14 protein-coding genes are annotated in these 19,386 nt (G+C 57.5%); 11 read left to right on the forward strand and 3 right to left on the reverse strand.

Annotation, left to right across the window (positions count from 1 at the left end; all coding sequences use genetic code 11):
- Window positions 1–152 precede the first annotated feature (152 nt).
- The 7 genes from QP400_RS07290 to QP400_RS07320 all read left to right on the forward strand — a co-directional run bounded on the left by QP400_RS07290 (window position 153) and on the right by QP400_RS07320 (window position 8,603).
- Entirely contained in the window at window positions 153–941 is a 789-nt protein-coding gene (locus QP400_RS07290; RefSeq protein WP_004806451.1) for a DeoR/GlpR family DNA-binding transcription regulator, read from the forward strand.
- Window positions 938–1,735 carry a sugar phosphate nucleotidyltransferase gene (locus QP400_RS07295; protein ID WP_004806449.1) on the forward strand — a complete coding sequence of 266 codons (798 nt, stop codon included), beginning with the start codon at window positions 938–940 and terminating at the stop codon, window positions 1,733–1,735. The genes QP400_RS07290 and QP400_RS07295 overlap by 4 nt, the downstream gene beginning before the upstream one ends.
- A 3-nt stretch (window positions 1,736–1,738) precedes the next feature.
- Complete coding sequence (locus QP400_RS07300) at window positions 1,739–3,046, forward strand: galactokinase family protein (RefSeq protein ID WP_004806447.1); 1,308 nt, start codon at window positions 1,739–1,741, stop codon at window positions 3,044–3,046.
- On the forward strand, window positions 3,039–5,270 hold the full coding sequence (gene gnpA, locus QP400_RS07305) for a 1,3-beta-galactosyl-N-acetylhexosamine phosphorylase (RefSeq protein ID WP_004806444.1): 2,232 nt from the start codon (window positions 3,039–3,041) through the stop codon (window positions 5,268–5,270). The genes QP400_RS07300 and gnpA overlap by 8 nt, the downstream gene beginning before the upstream one ends.
- A 103-nt stretch (window positions 5,271–5,373) precedes the next feature.
- Window positions 5,374–6,693: an ABC transporter substrate-binding protein gene (locus QP400_RS07310; protein ID WP_004806442.1), complete on the forward strand. Its 1,320-nt coding sequence runs from the start codon at window positions 5,374–5,376 to the stop codon at window positions 6,691–6,693.
- 57 nt (window positions 6,694–6,750) lie between these two features.
- The gene (locus QP400_RS07315) at window positions 6,751–7,686 is read left to right on the forward strand and encodes a carbohydrate ABC transporter permease (RefSeq protein ID WP_040315171.1); all 936 of its coding nucleotides are present in this window, start codon (window positions 6,751–6,753) and stop codon (window positions 7,684–7,686) included.
- Window positions 7,683–8,603, forward strand: a complete 921-nt coding sequence (locus tag QP400_RS07320; protein ID WP_004806437.1) for a carbohydrate ABC transporter permease — start codon at window positions 7,683–7,685, stop codon at window positions 8,601–8,603. The genes QP400_RS07315 and QP400_RS07320 overlap by 4 nt, the downstream gene beginning before the upstream one ends.
- Here QP400_RS07320 and QP400_RS07325 read toward each other — a convergent pair.
- A complete protein-coding gene (locus tag QP400_RS07325) occupies window positions 8,600–10,816 on the reverse strand; it encodes a LamG-like jellyroll fold domain-containing protein (RefSeq protein WP_285462600.1) in 2,217 nt (738 codons plus the stop codon). The two genes, QP400_RS07320 and QP400_RS07325, sit on opposite strands and share 4 nt — an antisense overlap.
- Before the next feature lie 127 nt (window positions 10,817–10,943).
- Between QP400_RS07325 and QP400_RS07330 the strand changes: the two genes are divergently transcribed.
- Both QP400_RS07330 and QP400_RS07335 read left to right on the forward strand, forming a co-directional pair.
- The gene (locus tag QP400_RS07330; protein ID WP_004806433.1) at window positions 10,944–12,515 is read left to right on the forward strand and encodes a lysine--tRNA ligase; all 1,572 of its coding nucleotides are present in this window, start codon (window positions 10,944–10,946) and stop codon (window positions 12,513–12,515) included.
- Between the two features lie 88 nt (window positions 12,516–12,603).
- Window positions 12,604–14,229, forward strand: a complete 1,626-nt coding sequence (locus QP400_RS07335) for a glycerol-3-phosphate dehydrogenase/oxidase (RefSeq protein WP_004806431.1) — start codon at window positions 12,604–12,606, stop codon at window positions 14,227–14,229.
- On the opposite strand, the gene QP400_RS07340 is transcribed toward QP400_RS07335, so the two are convergent.
- Window positions 14,226–14,792, reverse strand: coding sequence for an NYN domain-containing protein (locus QP400_RS07340; protein WP_040315167.1), 567 nt, complete (start codon window positions 14,790–14,792; stop codon window positions 14,226–14,228). The genes QP400_RS07335 and QP400_RS07340 overlap by 4 nt on opposite strands.
- Before the next feature lie 145 nt (window positions 14,793–14,937).
- On the opposite strand from QP400_RS07340, the gene QP400_RS07345 reads away from it, so the two are divergent.
- Both QP400_RS07345 and QP400_RS07350 read left to right on the forward strand, forming a co-directional pair.
- Window positions 14,938–16,110: a hypothetical protein gene (locus QP400_RS07345; protein WP_285462602.1), complete on the forward strand. Its 1,173-nt coding sequence runs from the start codon at window positions 14,938–14,940 to the stop codon at window positions 16,108–16,110.
- Window positions 16,043–18,517 carry an endo-alpha-N-acetylgalactosaminidase family protein gene (locus QP400_RS07350; RefSeq protein ID WP_285462604.1) on the forward strand — a complete coding sequence of 825 codons (2,475 nt, stop codon included), beginning with the start codon at window positions 16,043–16,045 and terminating at the stop codon, window positions 18,515–18,517. Before QP400_RS07345 ends, QP400_RS07350 begins: the two co-directional genes overlap by 68 nt.
- Window positions 18,518–18,633: 116 nt before the next feature.
- Here QP400_RS07350 and QP400_RS07355 read toward each other — a convergent pair whose 3' ends face one another.
- Window positions 18,634–19,350: a PspA/IM30 family protein gene (locus QP400_RS07355; RefSeq protein WP_004806426.1), complete on the reverse strand. Its 717-nt coding sequence runs from the start codon at window positions 19,348–19,350 to the stop codon at window positions 18,634–18,636.
- Window positions 19,351–19,386 lie beyond the last annotated feature (36 nt).

Consider the following 19,386-nt stretch of genomic DNA (forward strand, 5'->3'; position numbering starts at 1 on the left):
AAAAATAAGGGGTTTAGGCAGAAAAAATCATCGCGAAATAGGCTTCTGGGCGGGGCATATAAGCTTCGATCAGCAAAAGTGAGCAAAATTTCTTGCACAGCTTGAGCGAATGTGACAAGATTTTGCTTGTCCCGGCTAGCAAAGGAGTGGCAGTGGGCAGACAAGACCGACAGTCAAAAATTGTCGACTTAGTGATCGAGCGTGGAAGTGTGCACGTAGACGATATTGTCGCCGCCCTCGGAGTATCTCCAGCTACGGTTCGCCGCGATCTAGATGCCCTGAGCGAGCAGCAACTTATCACCAGGGTACGAGGTGGTGCGAAGGCAAACGCGTCCTCGGGAGAATTGCCCATGCGCTACCGCACTTCGCGGGAATGGGACGAAAAGCAGGCCATTGCTCGGCGCGCGTGCCTGCTCGCAAAACCCGGCTCTGTTGTCTCGTTCAACGGCGGTACCACCACCACAGTGGCGGCCTACGAACTGGGCGTGCGCACGTCCTCGGAAAGAGCCTTTACCGAACGGCCGCTGACAGTGATCACTAACGCCGTAAACATTGCCAACGACCTGACTGTGCGCCCCAACGTGCAACTCGTGGTGATCGGTGGGGTGGCGCGCTCCCGCTCCTACGAACTTGTAGGGTCGCTGGCCAAGGCCGTATTGGAGCGCATCAAAGTGGGACTCTTGTTTTTAGGAGTCACCTCCCTCGATATACAATCAGGTGGCATTTACACAAACAACGAAGCCGAAGCTGTAGTGAATACGGCCTTGGTGGAAGTGGCTCAGAAAGTTGTAGTTTTGGCAGACCACACCAAATTCGGGCAAAGCGCCTTCGCTAACATCTGCTCTTTCGACAAGATCGACCAAGTTATTACCGACGGTGGTACCAGTGCCGATCAGATAGCCGCACTAACACGACACGGAATCGAGGTCACCGTAGCATGAGCACGCGCAAGGCAGTCATTATGGCTCGCGGACTCGGCACTCGCATGCGCGCCGACGACGGCACGAAACTAGAAGACTCCCAGGTAGGGGCCGCATCCGCCGGCACCAAGGGGCTGATCGACGTGGGCCGTCCCTTTTTGGACTACGTTATTTCCGCCCTCGTGAAGGCCGGTATCAAGGAAGTTTGCCTGGTAATAGGGCCAGAACAGCAAGCGTTCCGCGACTACTACGATTCGCTGGCTACCAAGAAGGTCACCATCTCTTACGCCGTACAAGAGAAGCCGCTAGGCACTGCCGACGCGGTGGCCGCCGCCAAAGATTTTCTTACCGAGGGCGCATTGGTGCTCAACTCGGACAACTACTATCCGGTCGGCGCGCTCAAGGCACTGGCGCAAACCGATGGTACTGCCACTGTTGGCTTTGACCGCGACGGGCTAGTAGCTAACTCCAACATTCCTGCCGACCGCATTGCGGCCTTCGCCATCATGGCAACCGAGGACGGCCATCTTCGCGACATCGTGGAAAAGCCGACTGCGCAGCAGCTGCAAGAATTGCCCGGAGCTCCCGTGTCAATGAACTGCTGGCGGTTCACCCCGCAAGTCATTACTGCCTGCGCCAATATTTCGCCCTCGCCCCGCGGGGAATACGAGGTAGTGGATGCGGTTAGATATTTGATTGAGCAGGGCGAACAGGTGACGGTAGTGCCTTCTAAAGAGGGCGTGCTGGACATGTCTTCGCGCCGCGACATTGCGGCGGTCAAAGAAGCCTTGGCAGATGTGTCGGTGAGTCTGTAAATCATGGATCCGGTCCTCTATCCCACAGGCCCCATCACCGGGGCAATCAACATTGCCGCAAAGGTATCTACCCCCGACGCGTTGCCGGGGCCTGTAAACGAAGTGTCCTGGTTTGTGCCCGGGCGTATTGAAGTGCTGGGCAAGCACACGGACTATGCGGGTGGCCGGTCACTGCTTGCGGCAGTAGACCGCGGGATTACGTTTACCGCCAGGCGCATCGACGAGCCGGTGGTGCGCGTGTATTCGTCGGCAGTTGGCGAAAGCGTAGACATTCAGATCAGCGGGGATAGGCCGCCACTGCCGCCGGGGCATTGGGCCGCCTACCCCGAAGCGGTAGTGACCCGCCTAGAAGCAAACTTTCCCGGCTACGTGGTGGGGGCACAAATAGATGTGGACTCCACCCTGCCGTTGGCATCGGGCATGTCTTCTTCCTCGGCAATGGTCATCGGCATCTCCCGCTGCCTCATTGACCTGGGCGGTATTGCTTCGCTGGCGCTCTTCCGCCGGCACATTCGCGACTACGAATCGTTGGCGGGCTACATGGCTTGCATCGAGAACGGAATGACTTTCGGGGATCTAAAAGGCAGACGCGGGGTAGGAACCTTTGGCGGCAGCGAAGACCACACCGCCATGCTGTGCTGCGAACAGGGCAAACTAGCGGAATACTCCTTCTCGCCGGTGCGGCGCCGGGCATTGGTACCCGTGCCCGAAGGGTATGCCTTCGTGGTGGCAGTGTCCGGGGTGCTGGCCGAAAAGACCGGTGCTGCCCGCGACGCTTACAACCGGGTGTCTCTGGCGGTGCGCGAAATTGTGGGGTTGTGGAATTCAGATACCGGCCGTACCGATACCTCGTTGGCCGAGGCAATCGCCTCCTCTGAGCATGCCTTAGACCGCATGCGGGAACTGGTAGGCGAAGACAACTATTTGCGTCGCCGGCTGGACCAGTTCTACGCGGAATCCGAAGAAATTGTGCCGCTGGCGGCCGACGCGCTAGCAGGCGGTCACTTGAAAGATTTTGGTGAACTGGTGGACCGTTCTCAGCAGTTGGCGCAGACAGGCCTAGAGAACCAGGTGCAGCAGACCGTTTTCCTAGCCCGCAGCGCCCGGCAGCTAGGCGCGCAGGCAGCCAGTGCATTCGGGGCTGGTTTCGGGGGCAGCGTCTGGGCCCTTGTCAGGCGCGAGAGTGCTGAAGAATTCGCCAGTAAATGGCTAAAGGAATACCTGCGGGTATTCCCGTATTTGAAAGACCGCGCTGCCACCCACGTGGCGGCGTTTGCCGGACGAGCATATAGAAGGAGCACCAATGGATAGTGGCCGCTTGACCCTACCTATCGAAGAGGGCATGGACAGCCAGATTCGTGAACTGGTAGCCCGCCTAAAACCGGATGCGGTGCGAAATTCTGACGGCACCGCCCTGCCCGCACTAGCGAAGGAGCTAGTCGACAAGGTGTATGCCACCTATTTCCCGTCTAGGGGCGACCACGGCTGGTCGCGGGCGCACCCAGATCAGCGCGTGCACCAGTATTTGATGAGCCGCCGCAAAGTAGCTGGCAGCAATGAAGCGCTCCAGATCGATGTGATGGAGGGGTATTTTGCCCAGCAGTTTGCGCCCGAACTAGAGTGCGACCTGGCTAAGTACTGGCAGGTCATAGACCGTACCACCGGCAGGGAAGTGCCTCCCAGCGGGTGGAGCGTAGCGCCGGCCCCCGCCCGCCCAATTGATCGGGAAGCGGAAGCGGCTAACTCCGGTCCAGAAGACGCAGAATCGGCCTCGGCAATCGTCACCATTGCCAGCCCCGAACTGCTCCACGAATACACGGTAAACTTCCTGGCCCGGCAGATTTGGGATTCGACCCAGATCTACAACTACCTGACCAACGACTGGGCAAGCGATCCCACCCGCAAGAAGGACAAGACTTACGATCCTGCCTACGCCCAGACCTGGCAGTTCATGCAGAAGGCCCTGAAGGAATGGTTGGATGAACACCCCGAAGTAGACGTGGTTCGCTTCACCACCTTCTTCTACCACTTCACCCTGGTCTTCGGTGAAGATGCCCGCGAGAAGTACGTAGACTGGTTCGGCTATTCTGCCGCGGTTTCCGTGCCCGCCCTGCAGGCGTTTGAAAAAGAAAAGGGCTATGCGCTGCGCCCTGAAGACTTTGTGGATGCCGGCTATTACAACTCGCCCTTCCGCCCTCCAAAAGCGCATTTCTTGGACTGGATTGACTTCGTCAGCAAGCAGGTGGCAGACAAGGCAAAGACCCTGGTGAAGACCACTCACGATGCCGGCAGGGAAGCCATGATGTTCCTGGGCGACAACTGGATTGGCACCGAGCCTTACGGGAAGTACTTCCCAGACATCGAATTGGATGCGGTAGTCGGGTCCGTTGGCAACGCCGCGACCTGCCGAATGATCAGTGACATTCCAGGCGTGCGCTACACGGAGGGACGGTTTTTGCCCTATTTCTTCCCAGATGTGTTCAACCCCGAGGGCGATCCGGTGGGCGAAGCCAACGAATCGTGGCTGGGCGCTCGCCGAGCCATCATTCGTAATCCCCTGGATCGCATGGGCTACGGCGGCTACCTCTCACTAGCCATGCAACACCCTGACTTCATCGACCGGGTGGAACAGATTGTTGCAGAATTCCGTTCCCTCCACTCGGTCACCGATGGGCAGCGCCCGCTGAACAGTCCTATCAAGGTGGGAATCGTCAACGCTTGGGGCGCTCTGCGCAGCTGGCAGACCCACATGGTGGCGCACGCCCTGCACTACCGCGAGGCCTACTCCTACGTGGGGGTTATTGAAGCGCTCGCGGGGCTACCTTTTGAGGTGCAGTTCCTCAGTTTCGCCGACGTTGTAGACGGGGCGCTAGAGGGCGTCGACGTGGTAATCAATGCCGGTTCTGCTGGTACTGCTTTCTCGGGTGGTCCGGCATGGGAGGATCCGAAGTTAGTGGTGGCTATGCGCGAGTTCGTGGCGCGCGGGGGCGGCTTCATCGGGGTAGGGGAACCTACTGCGTTGACCGCGGCAGCTGCCGGGCGTACGGGCGCTACTTTCGCCCTCTCCGATGTGCTGGGTGTTGACCGGGAACGCGATTGGTCCTTGTCCACTGACAAGTACCCCAGGCGGGCAGAGGATCACTTTATTACTGCCGATTTGTCTGCCCCCTTTGCTCCCGGCGAGGCAATAAATGGGGTATTCGCTACCACTGGTACCTCGTTAGCTCATACCGAGGGTGGGCTGATCCTAGCAGTCAACCAGTACTTTGCGGGACGCGCAGTCTACGCATCCGGGTTGGCCTATTCGATCCCTAATGCGCGCCTTCTACACCGCGCACTGTACTGGGCGGCTGGAGCCGAAGAGCAGTGGGCCTGCAGCGGCGTAAGCGATAACCCGGCCTTGGAAGTAGCGCATTATCCCAACGGCAAGGTGCTGGTCGCAAACATCAGCAATACTGATCAATCTGGCACATTTTCTACAGTGTCGAAAGAAGCTATAACTGTTCCATCTATGCAGGTCAAATGGGTTAAGTGAGGTTTTTGTGAGACATGTGCGAAACCGGAAGGGAGGGGCGGAAAAGATAAACTAGTTCCGCATATTCCCGCGTATTTTATTCACTTCAATGAAGAGGTTCATAATGAGGAATTTCCGTAAAGCCGGTGCGGGCATCGCTGTGCTCGCGCTTGCGTCCCTATCTCTGGCAGCGTGCTCTTCTGACGCTGACAAGACTAAGAAAGATACCGAGACTTCTAGTTCTTCCGATACTCAGATCCAGTTCATCCACCGCCTGCCCGATGGCGAGGGAATGACCAAGGTCGATGAAATTGTGAAGAAGTGGAACAAGGAAAACCCTGACAAGCAGGTCAAGGCCACCAAGTTCGATGGCAAGGCACAGGAACTGACTAAGAAGCTCGAGACCGACATCAAGGCTGATAACGGTCCGTGCTTGGCTCAGCTGGGCTACTCCGAGGTCCCGGAGATGTACACCAAGGGACTAGTTGAGGACGTTACGAAGCAGGCTGAAGCATACAAGGATAAGTTTGCTGCCGGCCCGTTCTCGCTAATGAGCGTCGACGGCAAGACTGTCGGACTGCCCCAGGATACTGGCCCGCTGGTCTACTACTACAACAAGGCAGAATTCGAAAAGCTTGGCATCGAAGCCCCGAAGAATCTGGATGATTTCAAGGCTGCTGCCAAGAAGGCTGCTGCTGCTGGCAAGTACATTGCCGACTTCCAGCCGGACGAATCCGCCTTCTGGCTGAGCGCTCAGGCTGCCGCCGCTGGAGACAGCTGGTACAAGGTGGAAAACAACAAGTGGGCAGTAAAGACTGACGGCGAGGGGTCGCAGAAGGTTGCCGCGTTCTGGCAGGACTTGCTAGACAGCAAGGCGGTGCTGACCGAAAATCGCTGGGATGACTCCTTCAAGAAGGCACTGGGCGACAAGAAGCTCATTGGCACCATCGGTGCTGCTTGGGAAGCTCCGCTACTGGTCGACGACATGGCTGGAACTGACAACGAGGGCGAATGGGCCGTTACCCAGTTGCCGGACTACGGTCAGGGAGTCAAGTCTGGCCCCGACGGTGGTTCTGGCGTAGCCGTGATGAAGGGCTGCAAGGCACCCGAGGCGGCAGTCGACTTTGCTGGCTGGTTCAACACTCAAATTGAACCGCTCGTGTCTCAGGGTCTAGTAGTGGCCGCCAAGGGCGATGCCAAGACTCCCGAGAAGATCTCCAAGTTCTACGGTGGCCAGGACGTTTTTGCCGAGCTATCTAAGGCCAACGAGGTAATGGCTCAGGACTTCGGTTACATGCCTGGCTTCAGCGGAGTCATGGAAGAAATGAACAAGACCGCAGCTAACACCGCTACTGGCGAGAAGAAGGTTGCTGACGTTTTCAAGACTGCACAGGATGCCTCCGTCAAGTCCTTGCAGGATCAGAAACTGCCGGTAGCTAACTAGCAACATTGATAAGGAATTGAACAAGTGAGTGCAGAAAAAGTCCGCGGCTCCTCTGCAATGCCTAAAGGGCTAGCTAACCGAGGTTCGCGCGCCAGAGAAAGACATGATGCAAGGACCGGGTGGGCGTTCATGGCGCCCTTCTGCCTCCTGTTCATCCTTGTATTCCTAATCCCCATTTGCGTCTCCATCTTCTCGTCCTTCTTCGCGCAAGAAGCGTCGGGAGGAGGCGCATTTGGGGGTGGGGAATCCGTATCTACCTTCGTTGGCCTCGCCAACTACAAGGCCGTCCTCGCCAATACAGAATTCTGGCGGGGGATGGGCAGGGTAATCCTGTACACCTTGTTCCAGGTGCCCGTGATGATCATCTTGGCGCTTATATTCGCGCTATTGCTGGATTCATTCCTAACAAAACACGTAACTATTTACCGGCTTGGCTATTTCTTGCCGTTTGCTATTCCCGGCATCGTAGCAGCAATGATCTGGCTGTACCTGTACACGCCGGAACTCTCGCCAATCGTTTCTGGGCTCTCCTCACTGGGCATCAACGTAAATTTCTTGTCCCGCAACGTCATCTTGGCTTCCATGGCAAACATGACCACGTGGACGTATACGGGCTACAACATGCTGATCTTCTTGGCGGCACTGCAAGCTATCCCCGCGGACCTTTCAGAGGCCGCCCGCATTGACGGAGCCACCGGGTTCCAGATCGTTACCCGCATCAAGATTCCACTGGTGCGCGGGGCAGCACTGCTGGCAGTGCTCCTGTCTATCATCGGTACGATTCAGCTGTTCAACGAGCCTTCCATCATGGCCACCTCCCAAACCTGGATGGGGAAGGCATACACGCCGATGATGATGGCTTACAACACCATGATGGGCAACCTCTCGCCCTCGGGCGATGGGCCGGCCTCGGCAGTATCCATTGTGATGGCGGTGTTCGCAGGCGCCCTCGCCATCGTGTACGCCCTAGTAGATAGGAAGACCGCAAAATGAGCACTCTGACTACCAAAAGCGGAATCAAATATCGGCCTTCGCTAGAGGGCGTGCCCGTCCGCTCGGTCGCGCCAAGTTCGGCGGCAAAGTGGATTACCACGGGGTTGTTGCTTCTCGCGCTGGTGTATTTCCTATTCCCCGTCTACTGGGTGATCATTGCTTCCTCGAAGTCGAACCCTGAACTGGTGGGTTCTTCGGGCGTCTGGTTCGCCTCGGGTTTTGACGGAATCGTGCAGGGGTTCGCCGACAACTACCGGCGGCTGATGAGCTGGACTCACGGCATGTTTTGGCGGTGGGTGCTGAACTCACTTGTGTATTCTACGGTAGCCGGCGTCATCGGCACCCTCATCTCGGTAATGGCAGGGTACGGCCTGGCCAAATTCCGCTTCCCCGGCAAGAACGTGGCTATGGGCGTCATTATGGGCGGGTTGCTGCTGCCAGTAGCGTTGCTGACCATTCCCATGTACATCGTGTTCCAGCACCTGGGACTCACCAACACTATGGCGGCCATTATTATCCCGTCGTGTGTAAGCCCCTTCGGGGTGTTCTTGGGCCGTGTTTACGCCCAGTCCTCGGTGCCTACTGAACTGATCGAGGCCGCCCGTATCGACGGCGCCTCCGAGGCGCGGATTTTCTTCACCATGGTACTTCGACTGCTAGCGCCAGCTATGGTCACCATATTCCTGTTCATTTTCGTGGCCACCTGGAATAACTTCCTGCTGCCTTTGATGATGGTTTCCTCGCAAGAGATCAAACCGGTCACCCTGGGTCTCTACGGCATGATGAGCTACTACAACCCCGAAAAGGGAGCCGTAATGATGGGCGCCCTCCTCGGGGTTGTACCACTGATTATTTTGTTCTTGGGACTGCAGAAGTACTGGCAGTCCGGCCTAGCGGCAGGCTCTGTGAAGGGTTAGTCCTCGCGCCTGCGCAAGAACATCAGCGTCCCTCCTACCAGAACTACAGCGGCGACAGTTGCCAAGGTGGCAGCAAGATTTACGCCGGTGTGGGAAAGGTGGGAGGGCACAGTTCTATTTGCGCCAGAGGCGGACTGGTGCTTTTGCGAAGAACCTTCCGCGGTGGGAGTTTCGGTGCCGGGTTTGTCAGTTGCCGGCTTGTCAGTTGCCGGCTTGTCAGTTGCCGGCTTGTCCGTGGTGGGGGCCGGTTTATCTGCGGAGCGGGCAGTCAGCCACTGCTCGGAGCTGAGCGCGTGGTCTACGATTCGGGTTTCCCCGATGTTGCCGTAAAAGCCGGTATTGAGCTTTCCGTCGTAAATTGACCCTCCAATGAGCCATGCCCCGGCGTTTACCGGGTTGAGGCCGTGCGCGCCGTTGGTTGCGCGCAGTGCCGGAGCGCCGTCGACGTACATGGTTACGGCGTCGATCTTAGGATCATCTACAACTGCAATGTGGTGCCATTGCCCCACGGGAATCTCGCAGGACCAGTTCGAGTGCCCAAGGGAGACGTCCTCGGCATCTGCAAAAGCCCACTGGACCTCTTTCAGGGACGAGATGGCGCCGGCTAGAGGAGGTTCTTCAATGTCGGAATCTTCGCCGAAATTCTTGATGTCAGAACGTTTCCCTTCGCGGGTAACAAACGCCATCCAGTGATTGGCTTCGGAATAGTTCTTGTCGATCTTGATGAATGTTTCGAACGTGTAGCCATCCTTCAGAGCAGCCTTGTTTAGCGGCGCATCCTTAGAGGTGGCGAAGTGGGCAAATTGGCCTTTGCCCTCCGGAGAGAACGCGAGCGAAGAATTTTCAGCCGAATCGGTGGGGGCATCCTGCGAAAGTGTGACGAGGTCGGCCGGGCCTGCTAGCGCCATGTCGTTGCCGTTTCCGCTCAGATCCTTTAGCGCCAGCTTTCCGTCTTGCTTGGCTGGCCGCCAGTGGGCAAGAGTCCCATCCACCTTCGGGTAGTCGGTGGAGGAGGTGGGGGCAGGCTTGGCAATGGTCTCGGCGGGGGTGAAGTTGGCATTTAGCCAGGACCGCAGCTTCGAGGTGGAGGAGGCGACACTGCCCTCGGGAGTGAACTCGGCTCCGAATGCTTCGAAACGTTTCTTGAAATCGATGGGGACGGTGTAGGTGGCTCCCACACTCTTGTCTATCGCGTGGTCGAAGGGGGTAACCTGCTTTTGCGGCTTCTGCACCACCCAGGGGCTGAAGGAAGTGAGCGAGAGCTGATTGTGGGTGAAGTCGAATTCGAACATGGACATCTTGCCATTGCCGCCTTGGTAGGCGCCCTGGAAGTCGACCAGCTGCTCGAACACGTCCAGTCCAGCATCGTTCTTGAGCACGCGGTTGGTGGAGCCGTGGTGGTGACCGTTGATAGTCAGGAAGATTTGCGGGTGGTTACGAATAATCTTGTCCCACAGCTTGTCGCCAAAATCGGTAGCTAAGGGATTGCCTGCACTGTCGACGTTGATGATCTGGTGCGAGGTGATCACCGTGGGAAGTTTCGGGTTCGCGTCAAGAATCTTTCCTGCCCACGCGATCTCGGCATCGTCCGCATGCCAGGGCAGGTTGACTGAGCCCATCTTGACCCCGGCCACGGTAAATTCGTGGAAATTGGATAGTCCCGAGGGCGAAGCCTCCTGGAAGGTAGAGGATTTAGCCTGACGCGAGACCGGGAAATTCCTTTGGTAGCTAGAGAACAGGTCCGAGGGTTTTCCCTGCCATTGCGGGACACAGTCGTGGCAGTCGTGGTTGCCGGGAATGATTGCGTACGGAACGCCTGCATCTTCGAGCTTCTTCTGGGACTTGGACGCCAGGTCCCACTGCCCGTCTACCGTCACCTGATCGACCACGTCCCCAAGGTGCTGGGTGATCGCCAGGTGGTAGTCCTTCTGGTGGTCGATGATCCACTGCACCTGGGAATCGTAGGGGTTGGGCAGGTCGGGGAAGTTCTTCGTGTACATGTCGTTCTGTCCCTCGCCATAACGAGAGTAGAACTGGGTGTCAGGAACAACGGCGATTGAGCCGCGTGCGCCCTCGGACTTATCTAGGTCAATTCCGCCCGTTGCGGATGCCGGCGGTTCCGGGGTTGTATCGGCGCTGGCTGGAAGCGAGAAGCCTACTGCGCCCAAAGAAATGGCGGCTATACCCGCCAGAGTTTTGTGTAATAGTTTCACGCCGCCAAAGCTAGCGGCCTACTATTACCCGCAGTTGACTAATCGGTGAACGACAGGTTTCCAGGCAGGTCTACGTAGACAAAAGAAACTACCTGCAAGCTCAAAAGTACCTGTACACTTGTTAACCGTGGCACAAAAAGAAACGAATGAAGCAGCAGACGTAAAAGTAGATCTTCCTGAGCAGGTGCGTGTTCGTGCGGAAAAGCGTGAGCGCTTGCTTGCTGATGGGCGTAACCCGTATCCAGTGTTGGTGCCGGTTACGGCCACGATTAGCGAGGTCCGTGAGAAGTATGATCTGGCTGCTGGCGAAGAGACTGATGATTTTGTTGGTGTTGCTGGGCGCGTGATGCTTTCGCGTAATACTGGCAAGCTGTGTTTCGTTACTCTGATGGACGGCGAAGGCAACAAGTTGCAGGCTATGTTGTCGGCTCGCGAGATCGGTGCTGATTCATTGAAGAGTTACAAGGCCGACGTTGACTTGGGCGATCACTTGTTTGTGTATGGTCGGGTTATTTCTTCGCGTACTGGCGAGTTGTCGGTTATGGCCATTCCGGGGAGCACTCCTGATGAGCGTACCGGGGTTGTTCCTCCGGCATGGATGCTTACGTGTAAGTCCATTTTGCCCTTGCCGAAGACGTTTGAGGGCAAGGATGGGGCGTCGGTGCTGTCTGAGGAGCAGCGTGTTCGTAGGCGTGAGCTGGATATGATTATGCGGCCTAGGGCGCGTGAGATGGTGCGTCTTCGTGCTCGCGTGGTGAAGTCTTTGCGTGATTACTTTGATGAGCAGGGCTTTATCGAGATGGAAACTCCGATTTTGCAGAACCTGCACGGTGGGGCGGCGGCTCGTCCGTTTACCACTCACATGAATGCTTATGACACGGATCTGTACTTGCGTATTGCGCCTGAGCTGTTCTTGAAGCGGTGCCTGATTGGTGGCATTGAGCGCAACTTCGAAATTAACAGGAATTTCCGTAATGAGGGCGCTGATTCTTCGCACTCGCCTGAATTCACCATGCTTGAGGCCTACGCGGCTTACGGCAACTACGACACTATTGCCCAGTTGACCAAGGAATTGATTCAGAACGCGGCTATTGCGGCTACCGGTTCTACGCTGGTGACTTTGGCTGATGGTACTGAGTATGATCTGGGTGGCGAGTGGAAGGAGATGGATTTGTATTCCACTCTTTCCGAGAAGATTGGCGAGCAGATCACTCCCGAGACTCCGCGTGAGCGGCTGGTTGAGCTGGCTGAAGAGCGTGGGATTGTTGTCGAGGACTACTACGTGCCGGGCAAGCTGGCCGAAATGCTGTGGGAAGAAGAGGTCGGTGACGATCTGTACGAGCCTACTTTCGTGAAGAACTTCCCCGAGGATACTTCTCCGCTGGTCAAGCAGCACCGTTCGCGCAAGGGTGTTGTAGAGAAGTGGGATTTGTACGTGCGTGGTTTTGAGTTGGCTACCGGCTACTCCGAGCTGAACGATCCGGTGGTCCAGCGCGAGCGCTTCGAGAAGCAGTCTTTGGATGCCGCTAATGGTGATCCTGAGGCAATGGAAGTGGACGAAGAGTTCTTGCAGGCTATTGAGCTGGGTATGCCCCCGGCCGGTGGCATGGGTATGGGTATTGACCGCTTGCTCATGGCTATTACCGGTCTTGGTATCCGCGAGACCATCACCTTCCCACTAGTGAAGCGGCAAGGCTAGAACAAGTCTCAGCTGTGGCCCCGCCTTGGCGGGGCCACACACATTTGTGGTGATAGATTTTTTACAGGAAATCGAAGGGGGGGGATCCGTGGCAAATTCGCAGCTCAACGCGTCTCAGAGGGCGCGGGACATAGCCAAGATGGAAGCCGGAGAGATCTTCGACATCCTGGTAATCGGAGGCGGCATAAATGGGGCGGGTATCGCCCTCGAGGCGGCCAGCCGCGGGCTAAGCGTAGCTCTAATCGAAGCCCAAGACTGGGGCCAGGGCACCTCTTCTAGAACAAAGGGGCTGATCCACGGCGGCATCTCGTGGCTAGAGGACCGCGAAGTACACGAAATAGCAAAAGTGGCGGCCGAACGTGGCATTATGCTGCAAACCACGGCGCCACACCTGGTCAAACTCATGCCCTTTATCTGGCCGATCGAATTTGGCATCAAGGATCGCATCCGCCAAATTGGCGTAGCCTTCATCCACGACATGGTGGTCCGCGCTGGCGTGCGGGGAGCCGTGCCGCCGCCGCGCACGTGCGGGGTGAAAGAGGCAGTACGCGCGTTCCCCTCGTTAGCGCGTAGTCCCAGGGCAGGCGCGCTTCGGTTCTTTGACGCCGTCGTAACCGACACCCGACTGGTCATCACCGTGTTGCGCACGGCGAAACGCTACGGTGCCACGGTGGCTTCGCGCGTGCAGGCAACTAAGATATTGCGCGACGCCTCCGGCAAAGTCAACGGGGCAGAGGTTTCTGATCAACTGCGGCCAGGCCACCGCTTCCGCGTACGTGCCCGCCACACCGTTCTGGCAACCGGACCCTGGGTAGCCTCCTCGTCCCTGCAGATGTCACCGGAACTGGCCGACAAGGTGCAGCTGCAAAAAGGAGTCAACATTTCTGTGCCGCGCAGTGCCATCCGCGGCTCTACCGGCGTCTACCTAGCTACGCCCTCGCGCCCAATCACCCTGGTGCCGCGCCGAACCCACTGGATCATCGGCTCCTACTGCCGGCCTTACGACGGCGACAAGTCTCACCCCAAAGTGTTGGAAGAAGACATTGAGGCACTACTAGAGCAGGTCAACTCCTACCTGTCAGTGCCGATCAGCCGGGCCGACGTGGAATCGGCATGGGCAGGCGTTCGCTATCTGATCGTAGACAAGGACCACCCGCAGGGAGCCACCATGCGTTGGCCGTACATTTCCGACGTAGGCTCGGGCATCACGGCAATATTTGGGGGAGCAATGACGCTCTACCGGCTGACGGCCGAACGCACCATCGACCAAATCATGCGCCACCTAGACAAATGGCGGCCATCACGCACCGCCAAGCTGCCGCTGATCGGAGCAGCCGACTACGCCAAGATGTGGAACACCCGCTATTCCGTGGCCGCCACCGCCGGCCTAGACTCCGTACACATCGCCTCTATGCTGAACAGGTACGGTGACGAGGTCGAAGACATGCTGGCGCTAATCAAACAAGAACCGGTGCTGGCCGAAAAGATCCCCGGAGCCCCCGAACGTCTAAAAGTCGAAATTGTGTGGGCACTACGCAGCGAGGGAGCACTCACCCTAACTGACGTCATAGACCGGCGCCTGATGCTGGGCCGGCGCCACCAAGACGCTGGCAAAGAGGCGGCACCAGCCATCGCCGAAGTGGTGGCTAGGGCATGCAAGTGGAGCGAAACAAAAAAGGAAGCCGAACTAGCCGACTTCCTTTCTGCCCACTAAATAATCTTCGTAGGATCAAATTCATCAAGCGGAATAATGTGCAACCTGGGCAACGGCACCTGGAAAGCATGCATGTCATATTCCATATCAATGATCTCGATGCCCTCATCGACAAAATCGTTGAAAGCAATAGACAAGAATTCGCGGAAACACATGATTCCTACTCTCCTGTCAGCATCCAACAAGTCCTCGACCTGAGGCAAGAAATCGATGTCATGAGTGCCAAGAATGACGTCGCCCTCGCCCTGATCCAAAATGGCATCCAAAGTGCGCTGAATACCAATGTCGACCACCTTGTCGTTGGGATTGGTGGAGGACAGCGGCACGGGCGTGTACCCCATCGCAACGAGCGCCTGCACGAACGCCATAGGCAAATGCCCCGAAGAAGCATTCAGGAAAAATAGGGCACGTACTTCGCCGCCCCATCGCTCGCGGGCATATTCCAAAATGCGATCCCACCGGGGACGTTCTTCTGATTCTGGACGATGGCCAAGAACAGACATGCCTAACGTGGCATCAATATTTTCCCCATCAATAACTATGTAAGTTAAATTTTTACCCATGTTTTTAAGGCTACTAGTAGCTCGGGCCATATTCATAGGAAAGAAATCATTTCCCGTGCTCAGTTTCAATTCTTTACCAAAACTGCTTTCGTCATACAGGTAAGCACAATAGGGTAGTTCCTGAAAAACCATCGAAGGGACAAAGATGTCAACTAAGCCGAAACAGGCGGGCCGCCTCGCGCGCGCGGGCGGAACCCTGCTTGCAGCCGGAGCTTTAGCGCTATGGGGCGTGACCCCGGCGCTAGCTGAAGAAGAACCCCAACCAGAACAAAGCAGCCAGGAAAACGCGGCCAGCCAGGCGCAGGCAGAGCAGCCTGCCGAAGATCAGGCCGAGCCAGAACAAGAGGTTGCGGAAGAATCTGCGGAGTCTGCGGCAGAGCCGAGCGCGGATCCGGCCCCCGAGCCCTCAGATAAAAGCGCGACGCAACCAAGGAAAGCTAAAGCAGCGGACTCGTTGACTATCAGCGATGGCGCCCTCACGGTGGAACTGGCTCGCAAGAGCCCGGCCATCTTGAGCTGGCAGGTAGACGGCAAGAGCGCACCTGGTGCCGGTCAGGGGATCGAATCGATTCTGGTTGATGAGCAGGAACAGAAAGTTACCTTCACTCCTGCCAATACCACGTCCTCGAGCGCCACCTGGGACGTGAGCGTAGACAAACTGGACGTCACGATGCAGGCTGTAGCCACCGTAAAGGACGGGACGTTCAAGCTCACGCTTACGAACCTGAAGGACCCGCAGCACAAAATACACCGGGTGCGGATCCCCGCCCTCGGACTGGTGAAAGTAGACCGGGACGGACAGCTCGCCCTGACCCGACTGAGCGTGGATCGGGCGAACAGCGGAGACGTGATCGCCAGTCCGGCCGAACTAAAACGGGGATCGTATAGATCCTGGCTGGTAGTGCCCACCACCAGGGGCATATCTTTCGGCATGGAATCGAACGCGGTTGACGACGCGACCGCCGACTACCCCGACAAGAATCTGGCGACCAACGGGCGGTGGGACACCCACACCGCCACAGAATCCACCATCTACCCAGGCACCTTCACCTGGCGTGGGGCGGCAGCAACCGATGCCATTGGCAATGACGCGGATCCCTGGATTGCAGTAAAGCCAGTAGCGGACGCCAACGAGGACGGCAAGGTTGACTGGCAGGACGGCGCCACCGCTCTGCGAAGCCTGCGGAAGGCTCCAAACGGCGCCGAAGAAGTACCAACCAAGGTGATCCACCCGCATCCCGTTCAACATCGTGTCGCAGGCTACCCACCCGTTCCTGCGCACTCTAGACGACACGAAGCGAATCGCCCTCGCCACTGATGGGCTGGGCCAGCAGCTGCTGCTGAAGGGCTACCAGGCCGAAGGGCACGACAGCGCCCACCCCGACTACGCCGGCCACTACAACGAGCGTGCCGGTGGGCTGAAGGATCTGAAGATCCTAGCCGAGGGCGCCAAACGCTTCAATGCGAACCTGGGGGTGCACGTCAACGTAACCGAATCTTATTCGGAATCCCATAACTTCGGCGAAGACCTATTGAATTGGCCACCACAGGCAGCCTGGGGGTGGATGAACCAGGCTTATACGATCGATTCGGCGAAGGATCTGGGCACCGCGAAGGTACTGGATCGTTTCGCGCAGCTGCGAAAGGAAGCGCCCGAAAATCTGGATTGGCTGTATATCGACGTCTATCGCGACTTCGGATGGGAACCCAACAGGTTGGGCGCCGAACTGCAGAAGCAGGGCTGGAAGGTAGGCTCCGAATGGTCTTACTCCCTGCCCGAAATATCCCTGTGGTCGCACTGGTCTAATGACGAGAACTACGGTGGGCAAAATAATAAGGGCATCGAATCGAAGGTGTTCCGTTTCGTCGAAAACTCCCGGCGCGACACCTTTAACCCCGACCCAATTCTGGGTAACACCAACGTGGTCGAGTTCGAAGGATGGACCGGGCACATCGATTACAACCCGTTTATCACCAACGTGTGGGAACGCAACTTGCCCACCAAGTTCTTGCAGCGCTCTGCTATCCGCACCTGGGAAGACGGCAAGATCACTTTTGAAAATGGCACGGTGGCAACCTCGCCGGTGAAGAAGATCGACGGAAAGACGATTCCGACCAACCGGAAGATCACCTACGACGGCAAAACCGTTTACGAGGACGGCGCCTACCTGCTGCCGTGGACTAACGATCGCCTGTACCACTACAACATCAAGGGCGGTACCACTACCTGGCAGCTGACCGGGGAGTGGGCAAAGGCGTCGAAACTGAAGATGTACCGACTGACCGACATTGGCCGCGAGGCGGTGGGAACTGTGCCCGTGGTAAATGGGCAGGTCACTTTGAAGGCAGACGCAAAGTCGGCCTATGTGCTGGATACTCAGGACCGGCAGGTAGATCCGGCCTGGGGCGAGGGATCCGGTATTGCAGATCCCGGCTTCTTCTCGGCGGGACTGAAACACTACGCCGTTACCGGCGGAGCTAGGGTCGTGCGCACTGATCGAGGCAACTTCCAGGCGGAACTAGGCAAGGACGATTCGTCCATCACTACTACCTTCGAACAGGGCAAACTACCGGCCGGTACCTACAATGCGTCGGCATGGATTCAAATTGATCCGCGGAAGGCCCGCCAGGTGAATCTTGCGGTGACCGGTGCCGGGGTGAAGGCAGCGGGCACTCAGCGAACAGTAAAGGGCGTGCCTACGACCACCCTGAGTTCCACAACGGCGAAGAACTCTACGGCCTCGGATGAAAAACTGGGGACCTACTTCCAGCGGGCGCGCGTCACCTTTACCACTACCGGCGGCAAGGTGAACTTCACTATCGGAGCGAAGGCAGGCGACGCCACGGTTAGCATCGACGATCTGCGGCTCACCTCGTTCACGCCAACCAAGGCACCGAAGAACGCCATTGTTGCCGAAGACTTCGAACACCCGGACGTTGGCTATTGGCCGTTCGTTACCGGCGAGGCCAATGCCGGTGGCGACGCGCGCACCCAATTGGCGGAGCGGCATGCCCCGTACTCCCAGCGCGGCTGGTGGGGTAAGAACGATGCTGGCAACGTTGTCGAGGGCGGAAAGCTGATTGACAACGTCCTCGACGGCAAGTGGTCGTTGCTGTCGCACGAGGAAAACCCGGGATTGATTCTGCGCACTACCACCGCAACTGTTCCCTTCCAGAAGGGACACAAATACCGCATTGGTTTCGACTACCAGGTGGCAAGGCCTGACACCTACAAACTGGTGCTGGGAACGGACGTGCCCGGCGAGCAGACCAAGCGGATCTTCGAGCACAGTTTTGCTCCCACTGACGGGACCAAGCACTTCAGCCATGAAGTGGAAGTTGGCGAGGGCGCATACTGGTTCGGAATCGAAAAAGCTGGCGGCGGTGCACAGTCGGACATGACTATCGACAATGTGCTAGTTGAGGATCTGACGGCTGCAGAGCAGGTTGATCCCGACGAGCCGCAAGGCGGAGATGACGGCCAGGCGGACAAACCCGGTAAGGACGGCCATGATGGGCAGGCCGGACAGCCGGGTAAGGACGGCCATGATGGGCAGACCAGACAGCCGGGTAAGGACGGCCATTATGGGCAGACCGTAGTTGGTAAAGCCGGCCATGCCGGGGCGCTCGCGCATACCGGTGTAGCGGCAACCGCGCTGCTTTCAGTGGCAGGCTTATTGCTCGCGGTGGGAGGCGTACTCCTGCAGCGACGACGCACTAAGTAATCGGTAGTTTCCGCAGTGGCCACCCCTTTCGGGGTGGCCACTTTTTGCCCGCGCCTTCGGAGCCAGGGCAAAAAGTGCCCCGGAGTTTCCTCCGGGGCACTGCTAGCTAGCGGCTTTTACTTCTTGTTTTTCAAAGCGGCGAGGCGAGCGTCGACCTCGCTTTGCTGACCCATCTTTTCTAGCTCTTCGAACTGCGATTCGAAGGAATCCTTCTGCAGTTCGATCTTGCCAGCAGCCTGTGCTTCTTGGCGGCGAATGTTCTCTTCCCACCTGCTGAGTTCAGAGGTCGGATCCATGACGTTGATGGAGCCCATCGCGTCGCGCACCTTGTTCTGTGCCTCCGCGGTCTTCTGGCGGGCGACCAGCTGGTCACGCCTGGACTTTAGCTGGTCCAGCTTCAGTTTCATGTCGTTTAGGCCGGACTTTAGCTTCTCGACTACCTGAGTCTGGGAGGCGATCATCGGGTCGGCGGTCTTGATTTCGTCCTCGAACTGCATCTGCTTGGTCAGGGCCATCTTGGCCAGGTTGTCGAATTTGTCGGCCTGGGCAGTGTCGCCGCCAGCACGCAGTTCGTCGGCCTTGGAAGAGGCAGCTTCCGCCTTGCGACCCCATTCGGCAACGGCCTTAGAGTCTTCTTCGCGGTCGCGCTCGGCCAGGCGCAGGTTTCCTACGGTTTGGGCTACTGCGTTTTCGGCATCAGCGATGGAGTTGGTGTAGTCGCGGATTAGCTGATCTAGCATCTTTTCGGGGTCTTCTGCCCGATCCAGCAGCGCGTTGATGTTGGCCTTTGCCAGCTGAGTGATGCGTCCTAGAATCGATTGTTTTTCAGCCATTTCTTGCCTTTCGTGAATGAAAATTGGTTGGAGGAA

This window comes from Winkia sp. UMB3158 (assembly GCF_030217145.1).
Lineage (GTDB): Bacteria > Actinomycetota > Actinomycetes > Actinomycetales > Actinomycetaceae > Winkia > Winkia anitrata.

What these genes read in the sequence shown, in the direction of transcription:
- QP400_RS07340 (WP_040315167.1), bottom strand. Translation starts at nt 14,792, where the DNA reads ATGGGTAAAAATTTAACTTACATAGTTATTGATGGGGAAAATATTGAT.
- QP400_RS07300 (WP_004806447.1), top strand. Translation starts at nt 1,739, where the DNA reads ATGGATCCGGTCCTCTATCCCACAGGCCCCATCACCGGGGCAATCAAC.
- QP400_RS07345 (WP_285462602.1), top strand. Translation starts at nt 14,938, where the DNA reads ATGTCAACTAAGCCGAAACAGGCGGGCCGCCTCGCGCGCGCGGGCGGA.
- QP400_RS07310 (WP_004806442.1), top strand. Translation starts at nt 5,374, where the DNA reads ATGAGGAATTTCCGTAAAGCCGGTGCGGGCATCGCTGTGCTCGCGCTT.
- QP400_RS07320 (WP_004806437.1), top strand. Translation starts at nt 7,683, where the DNA reads ATGAGCACTCTGACTACCAAAAGCGGAATCAAATATCGGCCTTCGCTA.
- QP400_RS07315 (WP_040315171.1), top strand. Translation starts at nt 6,751, where the DNA reads ATGCCTAAAGGGCTAGCTAACCGAGGTTCGCGCGCCAGAGAAAGACAT.
- QP400_RS07355 (WP_004806426.1), bottom strand. Translation starts at nt 19,350, where the DNA reads ATGGCTGAAAAACAATCGATTCTAGGACGCATCACTCAGCTGGCAAAG.
- QP400_RS07295 (WP_004806449.1), top strand. Translation starts at nt 938, where the DNA reads ATGAGCACGCGCAAGGCAGTCATTATGGCTCGCGGACTCGGCACTCGC.
- gnpA (WP_004806444.1), top strand. Translation starts at nt 3,039, where the DNA reads ATGGATAGTGGCCGCTTGACCCTACCTATCGAAGAGGGCATGGACAGC.